Below are 23,673 nucleotides of genomic sequence, written 5' to 3'. Positions count from 1 at the left end.
TGCACACATGACCGAACAGCCCGCGCGTACTCCCGGCGCCCCGAGTTCCATCGACGTCCTCCCCAATCTCCGCGACCTCGGCGGCTGGGTCGGCGCCGACGGCCGTCCCGTCCGATACGGCCTGCTCTTCCGCTCCACGGACTTCCGATCGCTGGGCGACGACGGAACGCTGATCGGCAAGGTCGCCGATTCGCTCGATCTGCGGACGGTCTACGACTTCCGGTCGGCGGCCGAGACCACGGCGATGCCCGATCCCAAGTGGCACGACGTCGCCGAGGTGCACCTGGACATCCTGGCCGACAGTGAGATGGCGGTGCCCGCCAACCTCGCGACCGTGTTGACCGATCCCGCCGCGATCGGCGAGTTCAACAAGTACCTCGCGGGCGACGGCGTCGGTGACCTCATGGCGACCACCTACCGGGGGTTCGTCAACACCGGCAGTGCGCGCGAGGGTTACTCGCGCTTCTACCGCGGCCTGCTCGGCGAGGACCGCTCGCCGTCGCTGTTCCACTGCACCACGGGCAAGGACCGCACCGGCTGGGCCGCGGCCTCGTTCCTGTCGCTGATGGGCGTCTCACGCGACGACGTCTTCCACGACTACCTGCTCACCAACGACCGCCTGGTACCGGCGCTGGCGCCGGTCTTCGCGAAGTTCGAGGAGGCGGGTGGCGATCCCGATCTGCTGAACGAGGTCCTCGGCGTCCGCGCCGCGTACTTGGAGGCGGCGTTCGACGAGGTCGACTCGCTGCACGGGTCGATCGAGGCGTACTTCGCCGACGGTCTCAAGCTCGATGCCACCGCGCAGCAGGGGCTGCGTGAGCGCTTCCTCGACTCCTGACGTCGATCGACTCCTGACATGCCCGTCGATCAGCGCTCTCCGCGCGTGGCGATGGTTCGCTGCGCGGCGGACCTGATCGCTCGCAACGGTGTCGCCGGGACCTCGCTCGGCGATGTCCTCGCGGCCTCGGGCGCGGCCCGCGGATCGGTGTATCACCACTTCCCCGGTGGACGGGGGCAGTTGATGGACGAGGCAGTGCGGTACGCGGGCGAAGAGTTGGGCGCCGAACTCCATCGGGCGCGCAGCCTGCCCCTGCCGGCAGCGCTCGCGGCGATCGCGGAGATCTGGCGCTCACGGCTCATCGCGAGCGACTATGCCGCGGGCTGCCCGATCGGCGCGGGCGCGCAGGCGGGCGGCACCGATCCCGACGCGGCAGCGGCCGGACGGGAGGTGTTCCTGCAGTGGGATCACCTCCTCTCGGCCCGGCTGCGCGAGGACGGCTTCGACGACCGTCACGCCGACGACCTCGCCGAGACCATCCTGGCGTCGATGCAGGGTGCGGTCGTGCTGTGCCGCGCGCGGCACAGCATCGAACCGCTCGATCGGGCCGTCGCGCATCTGCAGGCACTGACCGAGCGTCGCGCCGCAGCGTCCGACGGTGAGCCGACGAGCGAGGAATCGGGAGGGGAAATCGGCGGCGAGCAGATAGTCGGGTAGGGCGCTGGGGTAGGTTCTCTCCATGGCTGTCTCTGCATCAACCGAATTCGACGTCAACGCGCCGGCATCGCTGGTCATGGAAATTCTGCTCGACATCGAGTCGCTCCCTGACTGGTCGGGCCCGCACAAGTCGGCGAAGATCGTCACCACGGACGCCGAGGGTCGTCCCGATCGCGTCGAGGTGGCAGTCAGTGCCGTCGGCATGACCGACAACCAGACCCTCGACTACACCTGGACCGACACCGTCTGCAGTTGGACCCTCGTCGAGAGCGACCAGCTGAGCCTGCAGCAGGGCACCTACACCCTGACGGAGAACGGCGGCAAGACCCACGTGCAGTTCGACCTCACCGTCGACCTCAAGATCAAGCTGCCCGGCCTGATCATCAAGCGGGCCCAGAAGATGGCCGTCGACACCGCGAAGAAGGGGCTGACCGACGAGGTCAAGCGCCGTAGCTGATCGGAAACCATCCCACGTCCGACCCCGCCGACGCACCTGCGTCGGCGGGGTCGTTTCCTGTCCTCGACCTCGGGTTTCGTCGACGAATCACAACGTTGGGATTCTGTTCGGTCACGAACGTTTCAGCACCTGTCGCGGCGGTCCCTTCCGGGAGTACGCTGACAGCGCATCGTGCGCCCGACGCCTCCTCGCGCACGATCGAAGTTCGCCACCTTCGAAAGGGAAGCTCATGCGGTCGTTTGTTGCTCGTGCACTGCTCGGATTGATCGCCGTTGCGGCGGTGTTCGGGATGTCCGCCATGCTGGGCGGAGGCGAGGCGAGCGCCGGGACCAACTGTTCGGCCGCCAACAACCAGCGGGTCGAGCACTCGAAGGGCGACAGCACCTGCATCGCCAATGCCGGGCCGCGGAGTCGGGCGACGGCGCGGGACAAGACCAACAGTGGCGCCGCACTCGCGGTGGCGACCACCGGCGGTACCGCCACCGCCGAGAACAGCGGCAACAATTCCTCCGCGGTGGCCAGCGGGGTCAATGGCGGCCACGGGTACGCCTACTCGGTGGGCCCGCACTCCAGTGCCGTGGCGCAGGGTCGCAACGGCGGCACCACCATCGCCGTCTCCGGCGCTGCGGGCGGCGCCTTCTCGACCAACGACGGGGTGGCGTGCCTCGGCAGCATGGCCGCGACCTACAACACGTCCACCGGTCGCGGTTGCGCCAAGTGGGGCGGTCTCTCCATCGGCTGAGCGGGTGCGTCTCTCCTCGAGCGCGGTCAGGCCGACTGGGGCCTTTGGTCCGCTCCTCCGCGCGGGTCGGTGCGTCCATGATGACCGCAGCGCGGTTCCCGACTAATCTGGCGAACGTGACTGATTTCTCCACGGATCCCTCCGCGCAGCCCGTCGGCCCCGACCTCAGCCTCGTCTCGGGCCGCGAGGCTCTGCAGCGCATCGTGAATCTGCAGGACACTGCGGGCTTCACGGTGGTCGACGACGATGACGACGATCCGATCCTGTTGACCCTGCCCGAACGCAACGTGGTCGACACCTGGCGTGAGGAGTACCCGTACGACGAGCGCATGAGCCGCCGCGAGTACGAGGTCACCAAGCGCAGGCTGCAGATCGAACTCCTCAAGCTGCAGAAGTGGACCAAGCAGACCGGTCAACGCCACCTCATGCTCTTCGAGGGCCGTGACGCGGCAGGCAAGGGCGGCACCATCAAGCGCTTCAACGAGCACCTGAACCCGCGCGGCGCGCGCACCGTGGCGCTGGAGAAGCCGTCGGAGCGCGAAGCCACCGAGTGGTACTTCCAGCGGTATGTGCAGCACCTGCCTGCGGCCGGCGAGATGGTCTTCTTCGACCGCTCCTGGTACAACCGCGCAGGCGTGGAACGGGTGATGAACTTCTGCACCCCGGAGCAGTACGCGCAGTTCATGCAACAGGCTCCGGCGTTCGAGAAGATGCTGGTGGACGACGGTGTGCACCTGGTGAAGTTCTGGTTCTCGGTGACCCCGCTGGAGCAGCGGACGCGGTTCGCGATCCGTCAGATCGATCCGGTCCGACAGTGGAAGCTGTCGCCGATGGACCTCGCCTCGCTGGACCGCTGGGACTCGTACACCGCGGCCAAGGAGCAGATGTTCACTGACACCGACACCGACTTCGCACCGTGGATCGTCGTCAAGAGCAACGACAAGAAGCGGGCGCGCATCAACGCGATGCGCTATGTGCTGAGCCTGCACGACTACGACGGCAAGGACGAAGCACTGGTCGGCCAACCGGACTCGCTGATCGTCGGGCGGGCCCGGAACCTCATCGGCGAGTGAGCCGGTAGCCTCGACAACGTGCGAAGCGTAGTAGCCGGCCTGTTCACCGCGGTCGCGATGGTCTGCATGGTCCTCGCGGTCCCCAGCATGTGGTTGTCCCAGCGGGTGGTCTCCACCGAGGGCTTCGTCTCGTCGGCGTCCGTCGCTGCGCACGACGCCCAGGTCCAGGACTACTTCGCGCAGAAGGTGGCCTCCTCGGTGGAGGACGCGACCGGATCCAAGATCGCGGCCGACCTGGTGCTGCCCGCGGCACGCAACTACGCGCAGAGCGACGGGTTCGTGGCGGACTTCTCAGAGGTCGCTCGGCAGCAGCACGAGTGGCTGTTCACCGCGCCCGACGCCGACACCGACCTGCACCTGATGGAGTTCAACATCACGCCGATGATCAATCGGGTGGTGCAGTCGGCGCCGTTGCCGATCCCGGTGACGATCGACCGTGAGGTGATCGTCACCGTCGACCAGAGTCAGATCACCGCGGGCTCCCTCGAGGACAGCGGAACTCTCGTCGACATCCTCGCGTGGGTCAGTGTGATCGGCGCGATCGTCGCATCGCTCATCGCGCTGATGGTCTCCACCAGGCGCACCACGGTGCTCGCCTGGCTCGGCGTCGGCGGCGTCCTCGCCGGCCTCGCGGGCTGGGGGATCGCGGTCTTCACCGACAACGTCGTCCACGAGCGCCTCGCCAACACCGACGAGGCCTCGCGCAACACCATCGAGGTGGTTGTCAGCGGGATCGTCGACAATCTGTCGACGGTGTCCCTGTACGTGGGCATCGGCGGCGCGGTGGTCCTGCTGGTGGCGGTCGTGGCTCGGGTGGCCTCGGCTCGTTAGTGTGCGAGACGCGCTAACGCTCGGTGCCCGGTTCCACGACGTCGAACACCATGCGATCGGGGTCGAAGCGGAGCCGTCCGCGGTCGAAGGCCGCCGACACCGCGCCCGACGACGCCAGCGCGGCGGGCGGTCCGGTGTGCAGGACGCCGTCGGGGCCCAGCAGCCACACGGCGTCCGACAGCCGCATCGCCAGCTCCAACTCGTGTGAGGAGACGAGCACCGTGAGCTGATGCTCTCGGGCCAGTGTGCTGAGCAGGTCGAGGAACTCCACGCGCGACGGTGCGTCCAGATGCGAGGTCGGTTCGTCGAGGACCAGCAGTTCCGGATCCTGCGTCAGGGCGCGTGCGGCGAGCACCCGCTGCGCCTCGCCGTCGGACAGGTCCTGAAAGGACCGGTCGGCCAGATGCTGCGCATCCACCACGGCGAGCGCCCAGTCGGCGCGTTCGCGGTCGGTGTCGCTCAAGCGGGCGGTGGTGCCGAGATACGGGGTGCGGCCGAGTTCGGCGACCTCGCGGACGGTGAGCCGTCCCGGATCGATGATCTGGGTGCCGACGGTGGCGATCCGGCGGGCGAGCGCAGTGGCGCCCATCGCAGCGGTGTCGGAGCCGTCGGCGAGCCGCACCGCGCCCGCGAGCGGTTTGTGCAGGCCGCAGATGGTGCGGAGCAGGGTCGACTTGCCCGCGCCGTTCGGTCCGATCAGCGTGGTGAGTCGCCCGGTCTCGGCGGTCGCCGAGAGCTCCGCAGCGATGGCGGTGGTTCGTCGTCGCCTGCGGTAGCCGATCGTCAGCGATTCCAGAGTGAGTCCGGCGGTCACACGGCACCGCCGTTTCCTCGGCCGCGCAGCAGGACGGTGATGACGACCGGGGCACCGATCAGGGCGGTCACCGCGTTGAGCGGCAGCGACGTGTCCTGCCCGGGGAGGTCGGCGACGATCCCGCACCACACCGCGAGCAGCGCACCGACCAGCACGCAGCCGGGAATCAGCACGCGGTGATTCGCCGTCCCGAACAACCCGCGAGCGAGGTGGGGAATCACCAGTCCCAGGAACCCGACGGGACCGCAGTAGGCCGTCACCACACCGGTCAGGAGCGCCGCCGACAGCAGGGTCGCGGTGCGGGTGACGCGCAGGTCCACGCCCATCGAGCGGGCGTAGTCCTCACCGAGCAGCAGCGCGTTGAGCGCCCGGATCGACAGCAGCGACAGCAGGACGCCGCCGGCGATGACCGGTCCGGCGATGGCGAGATCGGCCCACGACGTCGCCGCGAAGGTGCCGAGGCCCCAGATCATGAACTTCTGCACGGAGTCGGGTGAGGCGTAGACGATCATGACCGCGACCAGTGCGCCGGTCACCGATCCGACCATCACGCCGATCAGCAGCAGGGTCACCGCATTGCGGACCCAGAAGGCGAACAGCAGCACGATGCCGAGGACGACGAAGGCGCCCAGCGCCGCGGCCACCACACTGCCCGCGCGACCCCAGCCCGCCAGCCCGCCCGCGAAGGTCGCGGCGCCTGCCGTGCCGCCGGTCAGGGCGACCAGCGCGACGCCCAGGCTGGCGCCCGAGTTGGCGCCGAGCACGTACGGGTCGGCCAGCGGGTTCCGGAACAGGGTCTGCATCTGCAGACCCGCGACGCCGAGCGCCGCGCCGACCAGGGCGGCGGTCGCGATGCGCGGCAGTCGCACCTCCCGGAGAATGAAGTCGCTGCCGGGGTCGAGGGCGTGCCCGCCGGTGAGCACCCGAAAGGTCTCGGCGGGGGAGATCGACACCGACCCGACGGCCGCGGCGATCAGCAGCGAGACGATGCCCGCGACGATCAAGCCGATCCAGACCAGCGTGTCGCGGCCGATCACCGGCGTGGCCGGCGCGGCCTCGGTCTTCGTCAACGAGCTCATTGCTGGGGCAGGTGCTGATAGAAGACGAACTCGTGGTCGGTGAAGCGGTCGGGGTGCAGGATCGCGGCGAGGTCGGTCAGCACCAGGTCGGGGCGCAGGACGCCCCGCTCCCAGTAGTCGTTGCCGCCCCCGGCGTTGACCGCCTTGGTGTTGTTCCACGCCTGCTCCGCGGGCTTGGCGAAGGCGCGATAGCGCGGATCCTGGCGCAGCAGATCGGCGACGGTGGTTGCGCTCGGGTCGCTCAGCAGCCATACCCGGGCATCGCGGTCCTTCGCGATCACCGATTCGATCGACAGCTGCAGGCTGCCTGCCGCGCGGGTGTCGATCCACGGGTAGGTGCCGCCCGCGTCGGCGACGAGCCGGCCGAAGTAGCTGCCTCCGGACGGCATGCTCCACGAGCCGTTCGCGATGCCGCCGAGCAGCGTCTGGGTCGTGGCGACACCCCGCAGGGAGTCGACGACGCCCAGGTAGCGCTGCTTGATGTCGGCATAGGTCTCGTTGGCCTTGGCCTCCGTACCGGTCAGTGCGCCGAAGAACTTGATCCACTCGGCGCGGCCGAGGGGGTTCTCCTCGAGCCAGTCGGAGTCGGCGACCACCGGGACACCGGCGGCGGTGATCTTGCCGAACGTCGGGCTGCCCATCCCGTCGGACACCAGGACGTCGGGTCGGCCCGCGATCACCTTCTCGGCGTTGACCGCGCCCGCGTCGGTGAACTGGGCGACCTTGCCGTCCTTGATCCGCGCGACCACTTCCGGGGTGGAGACGAAGTCCGTGGTCGCGACTCCGGTGACGGTGTCGGCGGCACCGAGGGCGGCGAGCGCGGGCAGATGCGTCGTGGAGCCCGCGTAAACGCTGCGGACCGGGACTTCGAGTTGCGGGGCGTCAGTCAGCGCACCGTCGAGCTTCGGGGCGGGTGCGCCGCATCGGACCAGCACGTACGACTCCGGCGGCGCGCCCTGCGCGGGCTGCTTCACGGTCACCACCTGGTATGAGCGGTGGTACTCGATGGAGAACCCGGTTGCGTCGTCGATGGTCGACTTGTCCGGGAAGTAGTCCGTCGACGCGTCGAAATCGGTGATGCAGTCGCGCTGGGCGCCCGCGTCGTCGGTGCGGTCGGTGCTGCAGCCGGTGGCGACCAGCGGGACGAGTATCGCCGCCGAAGCGAGCAGGACGCGGACGCGTGGGATGCGCATGTCGAGGGCTCCTCCTGGGGTGACTCCGCCCCGGGCCGGTGGATCAGCGATGCGCGAGTGTCTGGCTGCCGGTCGACGTCATCGACCGGATCACAGTGGCGGGACCGCGCCGGAATCGCACCGGACTTCCTCGCATGTCATCGCTGGATGACCTGGCAAATCTAACACGCAGCGCAGGTGTGACCCGCGCGTCAGTCGGCGGGCTCGGCCTCGCCGACGGTCCGCCACAGGAACTCGTAGGCCAGCGCCGACTTGAACGCGCTCTGGCGGTTGTCTGCCGCGCCGCCGTGTCCGCCCTCGATGTTCTCGTAGTAGCGGACCGGATAGCCGAGTTCCTCCATCCGAGCCACGAACTTGCGAGCGTGTCCGGGGTGGACGCGATCATCGCGCGTCGACGTCGTCATGAGGAACTGCGGCATCGCGAGGCCTGCACGGAGTCGCTGGTAGGGCGAGTACCGGGAGATGAACTCCCATTCCGCGGGGTCGTCCGGGTCGCCGTACTCGGCCATCCAGGAGGCTCCGGCCAGCAGCAGGTGGTAGCGCTTCATGTCGAGCAGCGGGACCTGGCACACCAGGGCGCCGAACAACTCCGGGTAGCTGGTGGCCATGACTCCCATCAGCAGGCCGCCGTTGGAGCCGCCCTGCGCGGCCAGTTGTCGGGCGGTGGTGAACCCGCGGACCACCAGGTCGCGCGCGACAGCCGCGAAGTCCTCGTACACCAGGTGTCGCCCGGCCTTCTGCGCCTGGGTGTGCCAGGCGGGCCCGTACTCCCCGCCGCCGCGGATGTTGGTCATCACGTAGATGCCGCCGCGGGCGATCCAGCTCCGGCCGCCGATGCCGAGATAGGTCGGGGTCATCGAGTTCTCGAAGCCGCCGTACCCGTACTGCAGGGTGGGGCCGGAGGTCACGTCGTCGCGCTTGATCACGAAGTAGGGGACCTGCGTGCCGTCGTCGGAGGTGGCGAAGAACTGCTGCGCGGACACCTCGGACGAGTCGTACGCCGCGGGGGTGGTCTTGATGATCGACACCGAGTCGGCGGTGCTGCCGTGCAGCAGGCTCGGCGCCACCGTGAAGCTGCTGGCCGAGAGCCAGATCTCGTCGCTGTGGTCGGGGTCGGTGTCGAGGACGCCGACGGTCGCCAATTCGGGGAGTCCGGCGACCTCGGCGGGCTCCCAGGTCCCGACCCGGCGGAATTCCACGCGGGTCGCGACGTCGTGCAGCGTCACCAGCACCAGATGCGACCGGGTGAACGAGAAGTCCTGCAGGCTGGTGTGCGGGTCGGGGGCGAACAGGACGTCGTGGGTGCGGCCGCCCTCGAGGTAGGCGGCGTAGTCGAAGACCAGGAGGGTGCCCGCCGGGTGATCGTCGCCGTCGACGGTCCACGGCGACCGGGTCAGGACCAGCAGCCAGTCGTGGCGAATCGAGTAGTGGGCGTCGGTCGGGACGTCGATCCGAATCAGGTCGTCGCCCCGGACCTCGTAGTCGATCGCGTTGTAGAAGTCCGTCGAGCGGGAGACGAAGTGGCGCTCGTAGCCCGGCGTCGGGTCGTACACCGCGCCCGCCGCGACGTCGGAGACCTCACCGGCGAACACCGTGGGAGCGTCGTCGACGGAGGTGCCGCGCGACCAGCGGCGGACGGTGCGCGGGTACCCGGAGGAGGTCAGTGCGGGCAGACCGTCGGGCGTGGCGGCGAAATCAGTGCCGACGTACACCGTGTCGCGGTCGATCCAACCGACCGACGACTTCGCCTCCGGCAGTTCGAAGCCGTCGGGCACCCAGGTGCGGGTCGGGAGGTCGAATTCACGAACCACGGCCGCGTCGGCGCCGCCGCGCGAGAGCGAGATCAGGGCGCGGTCGTAGTCGGGCCGGTTCATCGCCGCGCCGGCCCACACCCAGTTCTCGTCTTCGGTCTCGGCGAGGGCGTCGACGTCGATCAGGACGTCCCAGTCGGGTGCCTCGGTCCGATAGCTGTCGAGCGTGGTGCGCCGCCACAGGCCGCGCGGGTGCGCGGCGTCGCGCCAGAAGTTGTAGAGGAAGTCGCCGCGCCGACGCACGTAGGGAATGCGATCGTCGGTGTCGAGGATCTCGAGCGCGTCGGCGTCGAGTTCGGTGAATCGCTCGGAGCCGGTGAGTTCGTCGACGGTCGGGGCGTTGTGCTCGCGCACCCACTCGAGGGCGTCGTCGCCGGTCACGTCTTCGAGCCAGAGGTACGGATCTTCGTTGGTCACGTCTCCAACTTACCGACGTCGAAGTCCGCCGTGATCAGGCGTCGACGCGCGGACGGCTCGTCGTGGGCTCAGCCTCCGGACCTGCTCCCGGGGTGTCGGTGCCGGCAATGGACAGCCCCGCGGTCTCCTTCAGGAAGCTGAGGGCGATGCCGCCGATCACGCAGGCACCCATCAGGTAGACGGCCGGGAACAGCGACCACCCGGTGTTGGCCACCACGGCGTCGTTGACCAGCGGTGCGGTGCCGCCGAACGCGGCGGTCGAGACGTTGTACGAGATCGCGAAGCCCGCATACCGGACCTGGGTCGGGAACATCGCCGGGAAGGTCGCGGAGATGGTGGCCAACTGGGGGATGTAGAGCACACCCAGGACCACGAAGCCGACGATGGCCCAGGCGATGCTCTGTCCCATCAGCCAGTACATCGGGACGGCGAAGACGAACAACCCGATCAGCGATGCTCGCCACATCGGCTTGCGTCCGGTCTTGTCCGACCACATGCCGAACAGCGGGATCAACGCCATCATGACCACCTGGCCGATCAGGACCACGACCGACGCGCTGGTCTCGCTGAGGCCGATGGCGCTCTTGAGGTACTCCGGTTGATACGCCAGCAGGGTGTAGTTCGCGACGTTGAGTGCCACGACCATGCCGAACATGATCAGGATCGGTCGCCAGTACTGAGCGAGGGTCTGCCGGAGCTGGCCGGTGATGCCGCCGGGGTCGTCGACCTCGTCCTCGATGTCGGTGAACAGCGGCGGATCGTCGAGCTGCGATCGCAGATAGAGTCCCGCGATGCCGAGCGGCAGAGCCAGCAGGAATGGAAGGCGCCAGCCCCACTCCTGCATCTGGGACTCGGACAGGCCGAGCGTCAACAGCAGCACGATCGCGGTGCCGGAGGCGAAACCCGCCATCGTCCCGAACTCGAGGAAACTGCCGTAGCGGCCCCGCTTCTTGTCCGGTGCGTACTCGGCCATGAAGGTCGCGGCACCGCCGTACTCGCCGCCGGTGGAGAAGCCCTGGACCACGCGGAGGGCGATCAGCAGGATCGGTGCCCACACGCCGATCGACGCGTGGGTCGGCAGTACGCCGATCAGTGCGGTGGCGATGGAGATGAGCAGGATGGTGAGGGCGAGCACGTACTTGCGGCCCAGCCGATCGCCGATCGGGCCCCAGACGAACCCGCCGAGCGGGCGGAGCAGGAACGAAACGGCGAAACCGAGCATGGTGCCGACGGTGCCGAGGTGGCCGGGGAAGAAGGCCTGGGTGAGATAGGTGGTGGTCGCAGCGTAGACGCCGTAGTCGTACCACTCGGTGGCGTTGCCGATCGCCGACGCGGCGATCGCCTTCCGAAGGGTGCGGGTCGACGGTGCGTCCGAAGCGACAGCTGAGTCAGTCATCGGACCTCCGAAGATCGATAGTCGTTTTCTCGGGCCGTGCGAACTGTGTCAAAGGGCAGCTGTGTCGAGCGGACGGCGACGCCGCTGCCGGTTACCACTTCCCCCTCGGTCGCGACGTCCTCTCGACGGTCGCCCGCATGTAGTTCGAATGAACTACATGCCTATCACGTGTCCGCGGTGGAGACGAAAGAACGGTCCCGCGCCGCGCGCGGGACCGTTCATTCGGGGTAAAGGCGACTACCGCGGCAAAAGCGCTGGTAGCGAGGCTGTGATCAGCACTTGTCTGCTTCGGTCGGCAGGGTCTCAGATCGCGTCGAGCGGGTCGGGGACCTCGCCGGTCCGGATGGGGCAGCGGGTCTGGGAGTAAATGGTCGGCATGCACAGGTTGCAATGGACGCACTTGCTCTTGGCATTCGGGTCGGCCTGGATCAGCAGGGGGAGATCGGGCTCGCGAAGCAGCCCGCGACCCATGGCGACGAAGTCGAAGCCCTCGTCCATCGCGGTCTGCATCGAGGCGCGGTCGGTGACGCCGCCGAGCAGGATCATCGGCATCGAGATCGCCTGACGGAGCTCGCGCGCCAGCGGCAGCAGGTAGGTGTCGTGGTACGGGTAGCGCTTGAGGAAGAACCGGCCGCCGACCTTCATGCCGGTCCTGATCGGCTCGGCCATCGCGTCGGCGAACTCCCGCAGCGGCACGTCGCCGTGGAACAGGTACATCGGGTTCAACAGGGAGCTGCCCGCGGTGGGCTCGATGGCGTCCAGGTGGCCGTCGGCCTCGAAGAGCTCGGCGTACTTCACGGCGTCGTCGAGGTTGGTTCCGCTCCACGGTTTGCCGCCGCGGCCCCGACCGGGCTTGCCGACACCGTCGAACATGTTGAGCTTGGCCCAGACCGCGGCCTCATCACCTACCTCGTTGCGGACCGCTTCCAGGACTTCGCGGGCGAAGCGCGCGCGGTTGACGGCCGAGCCGCCGTACTCGTCGCGGCGGTGGTTCAACATCGGCGACAAGAAGGAGCTGAGCAGGTAGTTGTGGCCGAGGTGGATCTCGAGGCCGTCGAAGCCGCTGTCGACGGCGAGTCGCGCGGCAGTCGCGAACTGGGCCACCAGTCCGGGGATGTCCTCTCGCGCCACCTTCTTGGTGAACGACATTCCCATCGGTGCGGGGATGCGGCCGGGGCCGAGGGCGGGGAGTCGGTTCGATTTGGAGTTCGCGACCGCACCGGCGTGGCCGAGCTGTGCGGCGGCCAGGGCGCCCTCGCTATGAATCGCGTCCGTGAGTCGCTGCAGACCGGCGACCGCCTCGGGGCGCATCCAGATCTGGTGGCGGTCGGTGCGGCCCTCGGGGGCGATGGCGCAGTACGCGACGGTCGACATCGCGGCGCCGCCCGCGGCCACCTCGCGGTGGAACTCGATGAGCTCGTCGGTCACCACGGCGTCCGGGGTCATGCCTTCGAACGTGGCGCACTTGATGATGCGGTTCCGCAGTTTCAGGGGACCGAGTTCGGCCGGCCCGAACGGGTCGACGGGAGTTGCGGGCGAATTGGTCATCGGAGACCTTTCGACGGGCCGGCGAGGCCGGCGGTGAGGAAGTCGCGGAGGGCTGCGACGCTTTCCGGGGTGAGTTCGCGGGGCTGTGCGAGCTCGGTCATGAGCACGGTGAACGCGTACCGCCAGCGGTGTTGCGCGGTGCCGATGTCGAGGCCGTCGACCGTGTCGATCAGCAGGTCGGTCCACTGGGCCAGGCGGAACCACCGACTGCTCCAGCGGGCTCCGGGGCTGCCGATGACGAACTCGGCCAGGACGCGAACGGTCGGGGCGGTGGTCGGGTCGGCGTGCAGGGCGACGAGCGGGTCGAGGATCGCGGCGACGATGTCGGCCACGGTGCGCGGGTGCGCTTCGAGGGCGTCCAGCGGATCGGCCCAGACGGTTTCGAAGCGGTCCTGCAGCAGCGCGGAGACGAGCGCCTCCTTGGAGCCGAAGTGGTAGTGGACCGACGCCGGGTTGGTTCCGGCGGCGGCGCACACGGCGCGGACGGAGAGCGACCGGTAAGGGACGGTCGCGAGGAGTTCCTCGGCGGCGTCCAGGAGTCGGGTCCGGGTGCTCCCGGCGCGCGTCTGTTCGGTCATCACCTGATTCCACCACGAATCAATCGATGTTTCAATCACTGATTGAAATGTGATGAAGCACGTGACCCGGACGGGACGGCTGCGTGCGGCACACGGGCGAAGTACCCTGAACGACGTGGCTGAACATTTTCAAACAGTTGTCCTTGGAGCCGGTCCCGGCGGGTACGTGGCCGCGATCCGGTCCGCCCAGCTGGGCATGAAGACCGCCGTCATCGAAGAGAAGTGGTGGGGAGGTGTCTGTCTCAACGTCGGCTGCATCCCGTCGAAGGCCCTGTTGCGCAACGCGGAGTTGGCCCATGTCTTCAATCACGAAGCTGCGACCTTCGGGATGAGCGGCGACGTGAGCTTCGACTTCGGCGCCGCGTTCGATCGCAGCCGCAAGGTCTCCGACGGCATCGTCAAGGGTGTCCACTTCTTGATGAAGAAGAACAAGATCACCGAGATCGACGGGTACGGCGTCTTCCGCGATGCCAAGACTATCGTCGTCGGCGACCGCGAGATCACCTTCGACAACGTCATCATCGACACCGGATCCACCGTCCGCCTGCTGCCGGGCGTTGAGCTCAGCGACAACGTCGTCACCTACGAGACGCAGATTCTCACCCGCGAACTCCCCGAGTCGATCGTCATCGTGGGCGCAGGCGCCATCGGCATGGAGTTCGGCTACGTTCTCGCCAACTACGGCGTCGACGTCACCATCATCGAGTTCATGCCGCGCGTCCTGCCGAACGAGGACGCTGACGTCTCCAAGGAGATCGCGAAGGCGTACAAGAAGCTCGGCGTCAAGGTGATGACCGGAACCGGTGTGCAGACCATCACCGACAACGGCGACAACGTCACCGTCAGCTACAAGGACGCCAAGGGCGCCGACGGCAGCGTCACCGTCGACAAGGTCCTCATGTCGGTCGGCTTCGCGCCCCGCGTCGAGGGCTACGGACTGGAGACCACCGGCGTCGAACTCACCGATCGCGGCGCCATTGCGATCGACGACAACATGCGCACCAACGTCCCCGGCATCTACGCGATCGGCGACGTCACGGCCAAGCTGCAGCTGGCGCACGTCGCCGAGGCGCAGGGCGTCGTCGCCGCCGAGACCATGGCGGGCGCCGAGACCATGCTGCTGGGTGACTACCGGATGATGCCGCGCGCCACCTTCTGCCAGCCGCAGGTCGCGTCGTTCGGCCTCACCGAGGAGCAGGCCAATAACGAGGGCTACCCGGTCACGGTGTCGAAGTTCCCGTTCACTGCGAACGGCAAGGCCATGGGCCTCGGCGCCACCGCGGGCTTCGTCAAGCTCATCACCAACTCCGAGACCGACGAACTCCTCGGCGGCCACCTGGTCGGCGACAACGTCTCGGAGATGCTGCCGGAGCTCACGCTGGCACAGAAGTGGGACCTGACCGCCAAGGAACTGGCCCGCAACGTCCACACTCATCCGACGATGAGCGAGGCCTTGCAGGAGACCTTCCACGGCGCGATCGGCCACATGATCAACATGTGAGTCGGCGTCGTCGTCGTTCCGCGGCCCGGGTTCCTCGTCTTGTCGAGGAGCCCGGGCCGCAGTCGTTCGCGCTGCTGTCGCAGGGCTGACGCAGACTGGAACCGTGACACGACCATCCGAACCGATCCGCCGGCGGTGGACGATGGCCGCCCCGGTGCCGCTGCGGGCGATGCTGTCGGTCCACCGTCGCGGTGCGGGCGACCCGGCATACCGTGTCGCGCCCGACGGTTCGGTGTGGCGCGCGGTCCACACACCGGACGGTCCCGGGACGGTGACCCTGGCGCAGGCGAGCGGCGGTACCGTGACGGCCCGAGCGTGGGGCGCCGGCGCTGCGTGGCTGATTCAGCACGCCCCCGATCTGGTCGGTGAGTTCGACGACCCGTCCGAGCTGGTGGTGCACGACGACGCGGTGGCACGACTCGTCGCGCGGGTGCCGCACCTGCGGCTGGGCCGGACCGATCGAGTGTGGGAGGCGCTGGTCGCCGCGGTGATGGAGCAGAAGGTGGTCGGCACCGAGGCGTATCGCGCGTGGCGGTATCTGCTGACTCGGTACGGCGACCGTGCGCCGGGCCCCGTCCCCGGCGACATGCGAGTCCCGCCCCCGCAGGCCCGGTGGCGGGAGATCACCGAGGCGGACTGGCATCGCAGCGGTTTGGAGGCGGTGCGCGCCAGGACGATCCGCGCCGCGGCCACGGTCGACGTCGAGAACCGCGCCGATCGGCTCACCCGGCTCCGAGGCGTCGGCCCGTGGACGGCCGCGCACACCCGCATCCGTGCACTCGGCGACCCCGACGCGGTCCCGATCGGCGACTACCACACGCCGGCGGTGGTCGGCACTGCAATGATCGGTCGGGCCGTCGACGACGACGGAATGCTCGAACTGCTGGAACCCTATGCCGGGCAGCGCTATCGCGTGATCCGGCTGTGCGAGCTCGGCGGCGGCATGCCGGAACGGCGGGGGCCGCGGATGTCGGTGCGCGACTACCGTGACTTCTGATCGTCGTGTCGAGACCGGTCTGTGGCCCATACTCGCGTCACTGCACTGACTTGAGTCGTGCTGGTCCCGGATTCGGTCGAATCGCCGAGACGGCACTGTGACACAGGCAGGCCCGGGGAGACAATCGCGGGTATGACAACCCGTTTGCACAACGCCCGACTCATCGATGGAAACGGCGGCGAGCCGATCGCCGACGCCGTGGTCTTGATTGACGACGGGCGGATCACATACGCCGGTCCGGCGGCGGGGGCACCGTCGTCGAGCGACGCCGAGGACGTCGTCTCGGTGGACCTCGAAGGAAACTCCGTCTGCCCCGGCTTCTTCGACGTGCACGTACACCTGTCGCTGCCCGGCACCAAGGGGTCGCCGGTGATGGCGGCGATGGTGCCCCCGTCATACCGCTACTTCCAGCTCATCGATCGGCTGAAGGTGACGCTGGAAGCGGGCGTGACCACGGTGCGTGACCTGATGGGCGTGGACATCGGCGTCCGCGACGCGGTGGCCCACGGTCTGATCGAAGGGCCCCGACTGCTGGTGGCCGACAAGATGCTCAGCCAGACCGGCGGGCATGCCGACTTCCACATCCCGTCTGGCCTCGACGGTTCGGGCGTGATCGGCGGCGTGCTGGTCGACAGCGTCGACGAGGCGAGGAGCGAGGTGCGGGCGCTGCTGCGTGACGGCGTCGACGTGATCAAGGTCGCCTCGAGCGGTGGCGTCAGTTCGCCGAGTGACGACCCCGACTGGTTGGGTGCTCGAGAGGAGATCGTCGAGGCGCTGGTGGAGGAAGGCCACAACTACGGCGGTCGGCCGGTGGCCGCGCATGCGATCGGACTTGCGGGCATCACCGCGGCGGTCAAGGCCGGCGTGCGCAGCATCGAGCACGGCTACGCACTCACCGACGAGCTGCGCCAGGAGATGGTCGAGCGCGGCCAGTATCTGGTCCCGACCCTGCTCGAGACGCTGCACCCCGACACCGCGACGCCGCAGGCCGCGGCCAAGAGCGGCAAGTGGCACGAGATCGCGCAAGCGTCGATCCGCGCCTCGGTGGAGGCGGGCATCAAGATCGCCGTCGGCACCGACGCCGGTCTGGTCCCCGACCACGGCACCAACCTGCAGGAGGTCGGACTCCTGGCGAAGTACGGCGGCATGACGCCGCTGCAGGCACTTTCGGCGGGCACCAAGGTCTCGGCCGAACTGTGCGGTCTCGGCGACCAACTCGGCACGCTGGAGGCGGGCAAACTGGCGGACGTGGTGGTCGTCAAGGGTGACCCGAGCACCGACGCCGACCTGGTCGGCGACAATGCGAACATCCTGCTGGTCCTCAAGGAGGGCGCGGTCAAGAGCAACCGCGGTGCTTTCGCAGTCTGACCGGGCGTGAACTGTCTCGGGTGCTCGCCCGCGATCAGGCGCGGGCGCGCACCGGAGTGAGGGCGAGGCGCAGTTCGCAGGCGCCCGCGGGGTCGGGGGACACGTCGATCGCGTAGGCGCCGTCGAGCGCCTGCGAGGCTTGCCCGAGAGCGTAGGCGATGGCACCGCGGACCACGCCGTGCGCGATCTCCGGATTCCGCGCCGCGATGGTCTGCAGCGGGCACGAGCACAGCAGCACCCGATGTGAACCGAACGCGCTGACGACATCGGTGATGCGGAACCCGAGGCGAGTCAGCAGCGTTTCGATGACGACGACCGGGTCGGGGACGGATCCGTCGTCGAAGGTCGCCGCGGGACCGGCGTGCGACTGCGCCCAGGCCCGGCCCGCCAGCGATGCCAACTGCTCGCGCTCGGCCTCGGTGCCGCCGAGCTGCCGCAGCAGCAGGTGCAGGAGTTCGTCGGAGGGCGGCGCTGGCACGAGGCGGTACAGCACGCGCGGCCGCCCGACGCCGTCCGGCCGCAGGGTCTCGCTGATAGCGGCGCCCTCGTCGACCAAATTGTTGAGATGAAACCGGGCTGTCGTGACGTGCACATCGAGTGCCTCCGCGACCTGATGGGCGTCGAGACCCTCAGCCGAGTCGGCAAGGAGGGCTCGCGCCCGATCGCGTGACCGCACCGGCATGGCGAGACCTCCCTGACGATCTATTCGGCTCGGCGAACTACTTTCCGTGGACGATGACCAGTGTGACAGTTCCGTCGGTCTCGGCGCGCAGACTGTGCGGCGTTCGCGCGTCCACGCGGATCGCCGTGCCGGGTTCCAGCCGAACGGTGGTCCCTGCGACGGTGAAATCGATCGCGCCGTCCTGGCCGAGGACCAGGATCGGATGGGCGGCCATGTGCTCAGCCATCACCTGGCCGGCGCGGAAGGCCATCCGCACGACTGTCTCGCTGTCGCTCTTATTGATCCGCTTGATGGCGGGCTTCTGGCCGGTGTCGGCCTCGTTCGGAGCGTTGAGCTCCGTCAGGTACGTGTACGGCTCGGGGCTGGATTCAGGCTGCGACATCGGGCTTCCTCACGATCACTTCAATAGCCGACATCTCGTCGCTGTACTTGGTGAAGACGCTGCGCATCGCGAGGATGCGCTTGCGGGCGGCGGGATTTCGGGCGACGTTGAAGACGATCTTAAGTACCCCGAGGAGGCCCTCGTCGGCGATCATGCGACGGGGCTCCAGCAGCGCCATCGGCGCGAAGCGCACCTGCTCCACCTCGAAGCCCGCCGTCTCGAACAACTCACGCCACTCCGCTTCGGTGAGCGGGCGGGCGTTGACCTTGATGGATCGGGCGAGTGCCTGGCGGATCTCGGTCTTGGCCTCGTCGGGGAGCGTGTCGGGGTGCAACGACAGCTCGTGGACGGCGTAGCGGCCGCCGGGACGCAGCACACGGAAGGCCTCGTCGAGGATCGCGCCCTTGCCGCGCTCGCTCTGCATGGTCAGCATGGCCTCGCCGATCACCGCGTCCGCGCTGGCCGAGTCGAGACCGGTGGCGTCGGCATCGGCGTGCACCACCGAGCCGCGGTCGCCGACGGCCTGTTCGGTGAGGGCGACGGCTTGGGCGTCCGCCTCGACGCCCACGTAGCTGCGCGGAGAGAGCGCGAGGATGTCGGTGGCCGTCTTGCCGAGGCCCGGTGCCAGTTCGACGACGTCGGCGCCTGCGAGGTTCGCGTCGGCGAGCAGCTTCTCGGTCAGCTCCTGGCCGCCGGGGCGCAGCACGCGCTTGCCCATTCGGGCGAGCAGCCAGTGGCCGGGCAGATCCTCGTCTTTGCGACCGGAGAGGGGAAGGCTGCTGCTGGTGGGTTCGGGCATGAGGTGCTCCTAATTAACGGACGTTGTTCCGTTAATTAGGTTAGCCTGCCTTGCCTCCGGGGTGCCAGGGGGTGCTGCGAATCCGCGTCTAATTCACTGCGGACGACGCGCGTGGACGTACTGGCCGACGCCGGTGATGGTCTGCTCCACATGCTCCATGCCGAGCGATTCCAGGCGTCCAACCAGTTCTCGACGCCCGAAGATGCGCAGGCCGGACAGGCCTGCGATGGCTTCGGCTCCGGGAAGGGCCGCCGCCGACGCACGCACCGACGTGAAGATGATGATCTCGCCGCCGGGTCGCACCACCCGGGCCATCTCGTCGAGGACCGGCAGGGGATCGGGAATCAGATACAGCGCGGCGAGGCAGACCACGGTGTCGAACGTCGCCTCCGGGAACGGCAGGTGGTGGGCGTCGCCGCGCAGGTAGGTGACACGATCACCGCGTTGTGAGCGCTGGGCCTGCGCCACCATGCTCGCGGCGAAGTCGATCCCGACGTACTGGCCGTCGCCGGAGAGTCCTCGGGCGGCGTCGTGGCTGTAATTGCCCGGGCCGCACGCGACGTCGAGCACCATGCGGTCACCCGGCCGGGCCAGGTAGGTGCGCAGGGCCCGGTCGTAGTCGGCCGTCGACGAGCCGCCCAGGCTGAAGCCGCGGGTGAAGACCGGACGCCACAGGCGCTCGTAGATCTGCGAGAACGCCGGATTCCCCATCAGGCGCTGAGCGATCGAAGGCATGCGGGATCCGTCCGGTCAGAACTCGTCGCGCTGAACGCGAAGGGTCGAGATGGTGGTCGCGAGCATGTCGTACTGGCCCACCAGCAGTGTGAAGGCGACGGCCTTGCGCTCGGTGAGATGGCGGCGCAGCGCGTCCCATGTGGCATCGGCGATGTCACGATCGCCGACGAGCTCGTCGGTGGCGAGCAGCAGGGTGCGCTCGCGGTCGCCCCACCCCGCGTCGGGGCCGTCGATGATCCGCTGGAACATCGACGCGTCGATGCCGGCGCGTGCACCGAGCCGCCGATGGTGGTCGAGTTCGTAGTCGCACGACCGCAGGTGGGCGACGCGGATGATGATCATCTCCGTCTCGCGGCGCGACAACTCGCCGAACGGCATCATCCGCGAGGAGAAGTGCAACCAGCCGCGGAAGAGTCCCCGGCTGCGGCCGAGGGTGGCGAAGATGTGCGCGTCGTCGGTTCCGGTGGCGAGCGACATCGCCCGCACCACAAGCCAATTGATCGGTCCGAGGTCGCCGAACGTGCCGGGGGAGACGCGGGGTGTGTCCATCACCACACCGTAGTCCAACGGCCCGGCGGCGCCGCGGGTCAGCGCGTGCCCGCGCGGGTGTTATTGGGTCGTGTACGGCGAGATGGTGCTGCGGTGCTCCTCGAGGTGGAGGGCGACGCCGAGCGGCGGAAACGCACGCTGGGGACAGTTCTGCCGGTCGCACACGCGGCAGCCGGCGCCGATCGGGGTGGCGCGCGCATCCACGCCGAGCTCCAGGCCGTCGGAGTAGATGACGCGTTCGGCATGGCGGAGTTCGCAACCCATGCCGATCGCGAAGGTCTTGCCGGGTTGCCCGAATCGGGCGGCACGTCGCTCCACCGTCCGGGAGATCCAGAAGTACTCGCGCCCGTCGGGCATCTCGGTGATCTGCGTCAGGATCTTGCCGGGGGAGCCGAAGGTCTCGTAGACGTTCCACAGCGGACAGGTGCCGCCCGACGACGAGAAGTGGAAGCCGGTGGCCGACTGCCGTTTGGACATGTTGCCCGCGCGGTCGACCCGGACGAAGGTCCAGGGGACGCCGCGCATGCTCGGGCGTTGCAGGGTCGACATCCGGTGGCAGACGGTCTCGTAGGAGACCGCGTAGAACGCCGACAGGCGCTCGATGTCGTAGCGGAAGTCTTCGGCCAGTCCGTGGAACTGGCTGTAGGGGAGCACCGCCGCCGCGGCGAAGTAGTTGGCCAGACCCAGCCGGGCGAGCGTGACGGCGTCCTCGGTGGTGTAGCCGCCCGCCTCCACCAGTTCGTCGATCAGGTCGCCGTGCTCCAAGAAGCCGATCTCGGCGGCGATCTTCATGCTGCGCTGACCGGGTGAGAGGGACGCGGAGAACTCCATCACCTTGGCTGCCGGGTCGAAGCGATGGAGCACGTTGTCGCCGAGGTCCACACGGCGCACGATCCGTACGCCGTGCCGATTCTCCAGCCTCGACGTCAGGCCCGCGCGGAGGTCGGCCGAGTGCATGCGCATGTGCGCGGTGAGGTTCTCCGCGGCCTCGTCGAGCTCGTGGATGTAGTTGCGACGCTGGTAGAAGAAGTTCCGCACTTCCTCGTGCGGCGCGGTGATGGTTCCGCGGGCCACCGCGTCGCCGCGCCCCGATGTGACGGCGGCGAGGCGTTCGGTGGCGACGCGGTAGTGACGGTGAATGGCGGCCATCGCCTCGGCGATCGGCCGGTGCTGGGACACGAAGTCGGCGAGATCGACGCTGTCGCGGGCCGACTGACCGATGTCGAGGTCCTCGTCGAGCAGCGCCTCGCGCAGTTCCGCGACCAGCCGGACGTCGTCCTGCGGGTCGAAGAAGTCGATGTCGAGGCCGAACACCTCGGTGATCTTCGCGAGCACCGAACCGGTGAGCGGGCGGTTGTCGTGCTCGATCTGGTTCAGGTACGACGCCGAGATCCCGAGCAGGCCGGCGAGCGACTGCTGCGACAGTCCGCGATCGGCGCGCAGCCCCCGGAGGCGGCCGCCGACGAACATCTTCTGACCTTCGGGCCGCTGGACGCTCATGTCGATCCTTCCTCGCCGGGGCGGGTACCGTGCCGGTGTGCTTCGATCTTCAGTTTCTCGTACCTCCGCGGGTTCGCGCGCCGCCGCGACCCGTGTCGTCGTGTTCGCCGCCGTCGCGGCCGCGTTGCTCGGGACCGCCGCCTGCGGCGACGACGACGGGGCGTCGGCGATCTCGCTGCCCAATCTGCTGTTGGCAGGCGATCAGCTCCCGCCGGGTTTCGCGGCGGTGCCGATGGACGTGAACGACCTGATCGTCGCCAATCGGGCGACCCTGGAGCAAGCCGAGAGCGTGGCCTTCGACCCGAAGCAGTGCGGGCCCACCGCCGACGCGGAGTTCAATCCGCAGCTCACCGATGAGAACACCGCGCTGCTGGTCGGCCGGTCGGACGACGGCACCTTCAGCGAACTCGCGTCGACGGTCCGGCGCAATGTCGACGCCGATCGGCGGGCGACCACCGGGCCGTGTCGCGTGGTCACAGCGGTGCCGAGTCGCGGAAGTCTCGCCGGCGCCCGGATCGTGACCACGAGCGTCGAACTGCCCGCGGTCAGCGGACCCGCGGTGGACCAGGCGTTCCTGCTCCGCAGTGACTCGGTGACGACCTTGCCGAGCGGCGCGGTCCGCGCCCGCGCCGGGTTGATGGCCAACGTGCTCGTCCGGGCCGCGAACGGCGAGGTGGTGACGCTGCAGGTGGGGTTGTCGACCCTGGAACGGGAGATCAGTGAAGCCGATCGGGCTGCCGTTGCGCCCGGCACACCGTTGGTGGCCGCACCCGTGTCGGACGACGAGTTCATCGGGCTCGTGCGGTCCGCGGTGGCCCGCGCGGCGCAGTGATCGCACGCGTTCGGCATCGTTCGAACGTGTGAAATAGGGCACTTTCAGAATTCGTGCGGCACGGGGTGGTCATCGCCCCTGCCGCGCGGTGCTTCGCGGGCCCGCTCGATGTTTTCCCAGTACGCGCGTACTTTTTAGCGACGAGGGTCGAAGGCTGGAAACCTTCAACTTTGCAAGATTTGCAAAACTCGCCGGTAACCTGGCTGGCATTTACAGGGGTCAAGGGCTGGACCTGGGCGTTTGTCGTATGGCAGCCTGGTTTCAGGCAACGCCTCAAGGTGTCAACCGGTTCGCAAGACCGATCGTCACGTCAAAATCTCAAAGCACTGAGATCGAGCAGTTCTAACGAAAGCGAAGGCTAATGACCAACGTCGGACAGGCCCGTACCGCAGCAGAAATCCAGCAGGATTGGGACACCAACCCGCGCTGGAAGGGCATCACTCGCGACTACACCGCTCAGCAGGTGGCTGACCTCCAGGGCACCGTCGTCGAGGAGCAGACCCTCGCTCGTCGTGGCGCCGAGATCCTGTGGGACGCCGTCAGCAAGGGCGACGACAGCTACATCAACGCTCTGGGCGCACTGACCGGCAACATGGCCGTGCAGCAGGTGCGTGCCGGCCTCAAGGCCATCTACCTCTCGGGCTGGCAGGTCGCCGGTGACGCGAACCTCTCGGGCCACACCTACCCGGACCAGTCGCTGTACCCGGCCAACTCGGTCCCGCAGGTCGTCCGCCGCATCAACAACGCTCTGCTGCGCGCCGACGAGATCGCCCGCGTCGAGGGTGACAAGTCGGTCGACAACTGGGTCGTGCCGATCGTCGCCGAGGGTGAGGCCGGCTTCGGTGGCGCCCTGAACGTCTACGAGCTCCAGAAGGCCATGATCGCCGCAGGCGT

Annotated in this window: 23 protein-coding genes, 1 pseudogene and 1 riboswitch; of the genes and pseudogenes, 11 read left to right on the top strand and 13 right to left on the bottom strand. The window is 68.4% G+C overall.

What is annotated here, in order from left to right; genetic code table 11:
* The first annotated feature begins 7 nt into the window (after positions 1-7).
* From GX543_RS01995 to GX543_RS01970, 6 genes are all read left to right on the top strand, one after another.
* Positions 8-838: a tyrosine-protein phosphatase gene (locus GX543_RS01995; RefSeq protein ID WP_290849452.1), complete on the top strand. Its 831-nt coding sequence runs from the start codon at positions 8-10 to the stop codon at positions 836-838.
* A gap of 18 nt (positions 839-856) precedes the next feature.
* Positions 857-1,495, top strand: a complete 639-nt coding sequence (locus GX543_RS01990) for a TetR/AcrR family transcriptional regulator (RefSeq protein WP_290849451.1) — start codon at positions 857-859, stop codon at positions 1,493-1,495.
* Positions 1,496-1,517: 22 nt separating this feature from the next.
* Positions 1,518-1,952: an SRPBCC family protein gene (locus GX543_RS01985; protein WP_290849450.1), complete on the top strand. Its 435-nt coding sequence runs from the start codon at positions 1,518-1,520 to the stop codon at positions 1,950-1,952.
* A gap of 229 nt (positions 1,953-2,181) precedes the next feature.
* The gene (locus tag GX543_RS01980) at positions 2,182-2,694 is read left to right on the top strand and encodes a DUF6764 family protein (protein ID WP_290849449.1); all 513 of its coding nucleotides are present in this window, start codon (positions 2,182-2,184) and stop codon (positions 2,692-2,694) included.
* A 116-nt stretch (positions 2,695-2,810) separates the two neighbouring features.
* Complete coding sequence (gene ppk2, locus GX543_RS01975) at positions 2,811-3,767, top strand: polyphosphate kinase 2 (protein ID WP_290849448.1); 957 nt, start codon at positions 2,811-2,813, stop codon at positions 3,765-3,767.
* A gap of 18 nt (positions 3,768-3,785) precedes the next feature.
* Complete coding sequence (locus GX543_RS01970) at positions 3,786-4,598, top strand: hypothetical protein (RefSeq protein ID WP_290849447.1); 813 nt, start codon at positions 3,786-3,788, stop codon at positions 4,596-4,598.
* A gap of 13 nt (positions 4,599-4,611) precedes the next feature.
* Here the strand turns inward: GX543_RS01970 and GX543_RS01965 are convergent, their stop codons facing one another.
* The 7 genes from GX543_RS01965 to GX543_RS01935 form a co-directional block, all read right to left on the bottom strand.
* Positions 4,612-5,412, bottom strand: coding sequence for an ABC transporter ATP-binding protein (locus tag GX543_RS01965; RefSeq protein ID WP_290849446.1), 801 nt, complete (start codon positions 5,410-5,412; stop codon positions 4,612-4,614).
* Positions 5,409-6,422: an iron ABC transporter permease gene (locus GX543_RS01960; protein WP_290849459.1), complete on the bottom strand. Its 1,014-nt coding sequence runs from the start codon at positions 6,420-6,422 to the stop codon at positions 5,409-5,411. The genes GX543_RS01965 and GX543_RS01960 overlap by 4 nt, the downstream gene beginning before the upstream one ends.
* A 65-nt stretch (positions 6,423-6,487) precedes the next feature.
* Positions 6,488-7,684 carry an ABC transporter substrate-binding protein gene (locus GX543_RS01955; protein ID WP_290849445.1) on the bottom strand — a complete coding sequence of 399 codons (1,197 nt, stop codon included), beginning with the start codon at positions 7,682-7,684 and terminating at the stop codon, positions 6,488-6,490.
* Between the two features lie 37 nt (positions 7,685-7,721).
* Positions 7,722-7,855, bottom strand: a riboswitch (cobalamin riboswitch).
* Positions 7,856-7,875: 20 nt separating this feature from the next.
* Positions 7,876-9,912: a prolyl oligopeptidase family serine peptidase gene (locus tag GX543_RS01950; RefSeq protein WP_290849444.1), complete on the bottom strand. Its 2,037-nt coding sequence runs from the start codon at positions 9,910-9,912 to the stop codon at positions 7,876-7,878.
* A 34-nt stretch (positions 9,913-9,946) separates the two neighbouring features.
* Complete coding sequence (locus GX543_RS01945) at positions 9,947-11,308, bottom strand: MFS transporter (protein ID WP_290849443.1); 1,362 nt, start codon at positions 11,306-11,308, stop codon at positions 9,947-9,949.
* Positions 11,309-11,611: 303 nt separating this feature from the next.
* Positions 11,612-12,856: an NADH:flavin oxidoreductase gene (locus GX543_RS01940; protein ID WP_290849442.1), complete on the bottom strand. Its 1,245-nt coding sequence runs from the start codon at positions 12,854-12,856 to the stop codon at positions 11,612-11,614.
* Positions 12,853-13,434 (bottom strand): TetR/AcrR family transcriptional regulator, encoded by a 582-nt coding sequence (locus GX543_RS01935; protein WP_290849441.1) that lies wholly within the window; start codon positions 13,432-13,434, stop codon positions 12,853-12,855. The genes GX543_RS01940 and GX543_RS01935 overlap by 4 nt, the downstream gene beginning before the upstream one ends.
* Positions 13,435-13,549: 115 nt before the next feature.
* On the opposite strand from GX543_RS01935, the gene lpdA reads away from it, so the two are divergent.
* From lpdA to GX543_RS01920, 3 genes are all read left to right on the top strand, one after another.
* On the top strand, positions 13,550-14,935 hold the full coding sequence (gene lpdA, locus GX543_RS01930) for a dihydrolipoyl dehydrogenase (protein ID WP_290849440.1): 1,386 nt from the start codon (positions 13,550-13,552) through the stop codon (positions 14,933-14,935).
* 142 nt (positions 14,936-15,077) lie between these two features.
* The gene (locus GX543_RS01925; protein ID WP_290849458.1) at positions 15,078-15,932 is read left to right on the top strand and encodes a 3-methyladenine DNA glycosylase; all 855 of its coding nucleotides are present in this window, start codon (positions 15,078-15,080) and stop codon (positions 15,930-15,932) included.
* 132 nt (positions 15,933-16,064) lie between these two features.
* The gene (locus tag GX543_RS01920; protein WP_290849439.1) at positions 16,065-17,300 is read left to right on the top strand and encodes an amidohydrolase family protein; all 1,236 of its coding nucleotides are present in this window, start codon (positions 16,065-16,067) and stop codon (positions 17,298-17,300) included.
* A gap of 34 nt (positions 17,301-17,334) precedes the next feature.
* On the opposite strand, the gene GX543_RS01915 is transcribed toward GX543_RS01920, so the two are convergent.
* The 6 genes from GX543_RS01915 to ramB form a co-directional block, all read right to left on the bottom strand.
* Positions 17,335-17,982 (bottom strand): hypothetical protein, encoded by a 648-nt coding sequence (locus GX543_RS01915; protein WP_290849438.1) that lies wholly within the window; start codon positions 17,980-17,982, stop codon positions 17,335-17,337.
* A gap of 37 nt (positions 17,983-18,019) precedes the next feature.
* Positions 18,020-18,364 carry a cupin domain-containing protein gene (locus GX543_RS01910; protein WP_290849437.1) on the bottom strand — a complete coding sequence of 115 codons (345 nt, stop codon included), beginning with the start codon at positions 18,362-18,364 and terminating at the stop codon, positions 18,020-18,022.
* On the bottom strand, positions 18,351-19,163 hold the full coding sequence (locus GX543_RS01905; RefSeq protein WP_290849436.1) for a methyltransferase domain-containing protein: 813 nt from the start codon (positions 19,161-19,163) through the stop codon (positions 18,351-18,353). Before GX543_RS01905 ends, GX543_RS01910 begins: the two co-directional genes overlap by 14 nt.
* A gap of 93 nt (positions 19,164-19,256) precedes the next feature.
* On the bottom strand, positions 19,257-19,898 hold the full coding sequence (locus GX543_RS01900; RefSeq protein WP_290849435.1) for a class I SAM-dependent methyltransferase: 642 nt from the start codon (positions 19,896-19,898) through the stop codon (positions 19,257-19,259).
* 15 nt (positions 19,899-19,913) lie between these two features.
* On the bottom strand, positions 19,914-20,447 hold the full coding sequence (locus GX543_RS01895) for a carboxymuconolactone decarboxylase family protein (protein ID WP_290849434.1): 534 nt from the start codon (positions 20,445-20,447) through the stop codon (positions 19,914-19,916).
* Positions 20,448-20,507: 60 nt separating this feature from the next.
* On the bottom strand, positions 20,508-21,947 hold the full coding sequence (ramB, locus tag GX543_RS01890) for an acetate metabolism transcriptional regulator RamB (protein WP_290849433.1): 1,440 nt from the start codon (positions 21,945-21,947) through the stop codon (positions 20,508-20,510).
* 37 nt (positions 21,948-21,984) lie between these two features.
* On the opposite strand from ramB, the gene GX543_RS01885 reads away from it, so the two are divergent.
* Positions 21,985-22,779 (top strand): hypothetical protein, encoded by a 795-nt coding sequence (locus GX543_RS01885; protein WP_290849432.1) that lies wholly within the window; start codon positions 21,985-21,987, stop codon positions 22,777-22,779.
* Positions 22,780-23,140: 361 nt separating this feature from the next.
* A pseudogene (locus tag GX543_RS01880) lies at positions 23,141-23,673 on the top strand (isocitrate lyase); the annotation flags it as partial.

The sequence above is a fragment of the Gordonia sp. (in: high G+C Gram-positive bacteria) genome, from assembly GCF_012515855.1.
Taxonomy (GTDB): Bacteria; Actinomycetota; Actinomycetes; order Mycobacteriales; family Mycobacteriaceae; genus Gordonia.
The sequence above is the reverse complement of the archived record's forward strand: the minus strand, read 5'-3'. Positions and strand labels throughout refer to the sequence as shown.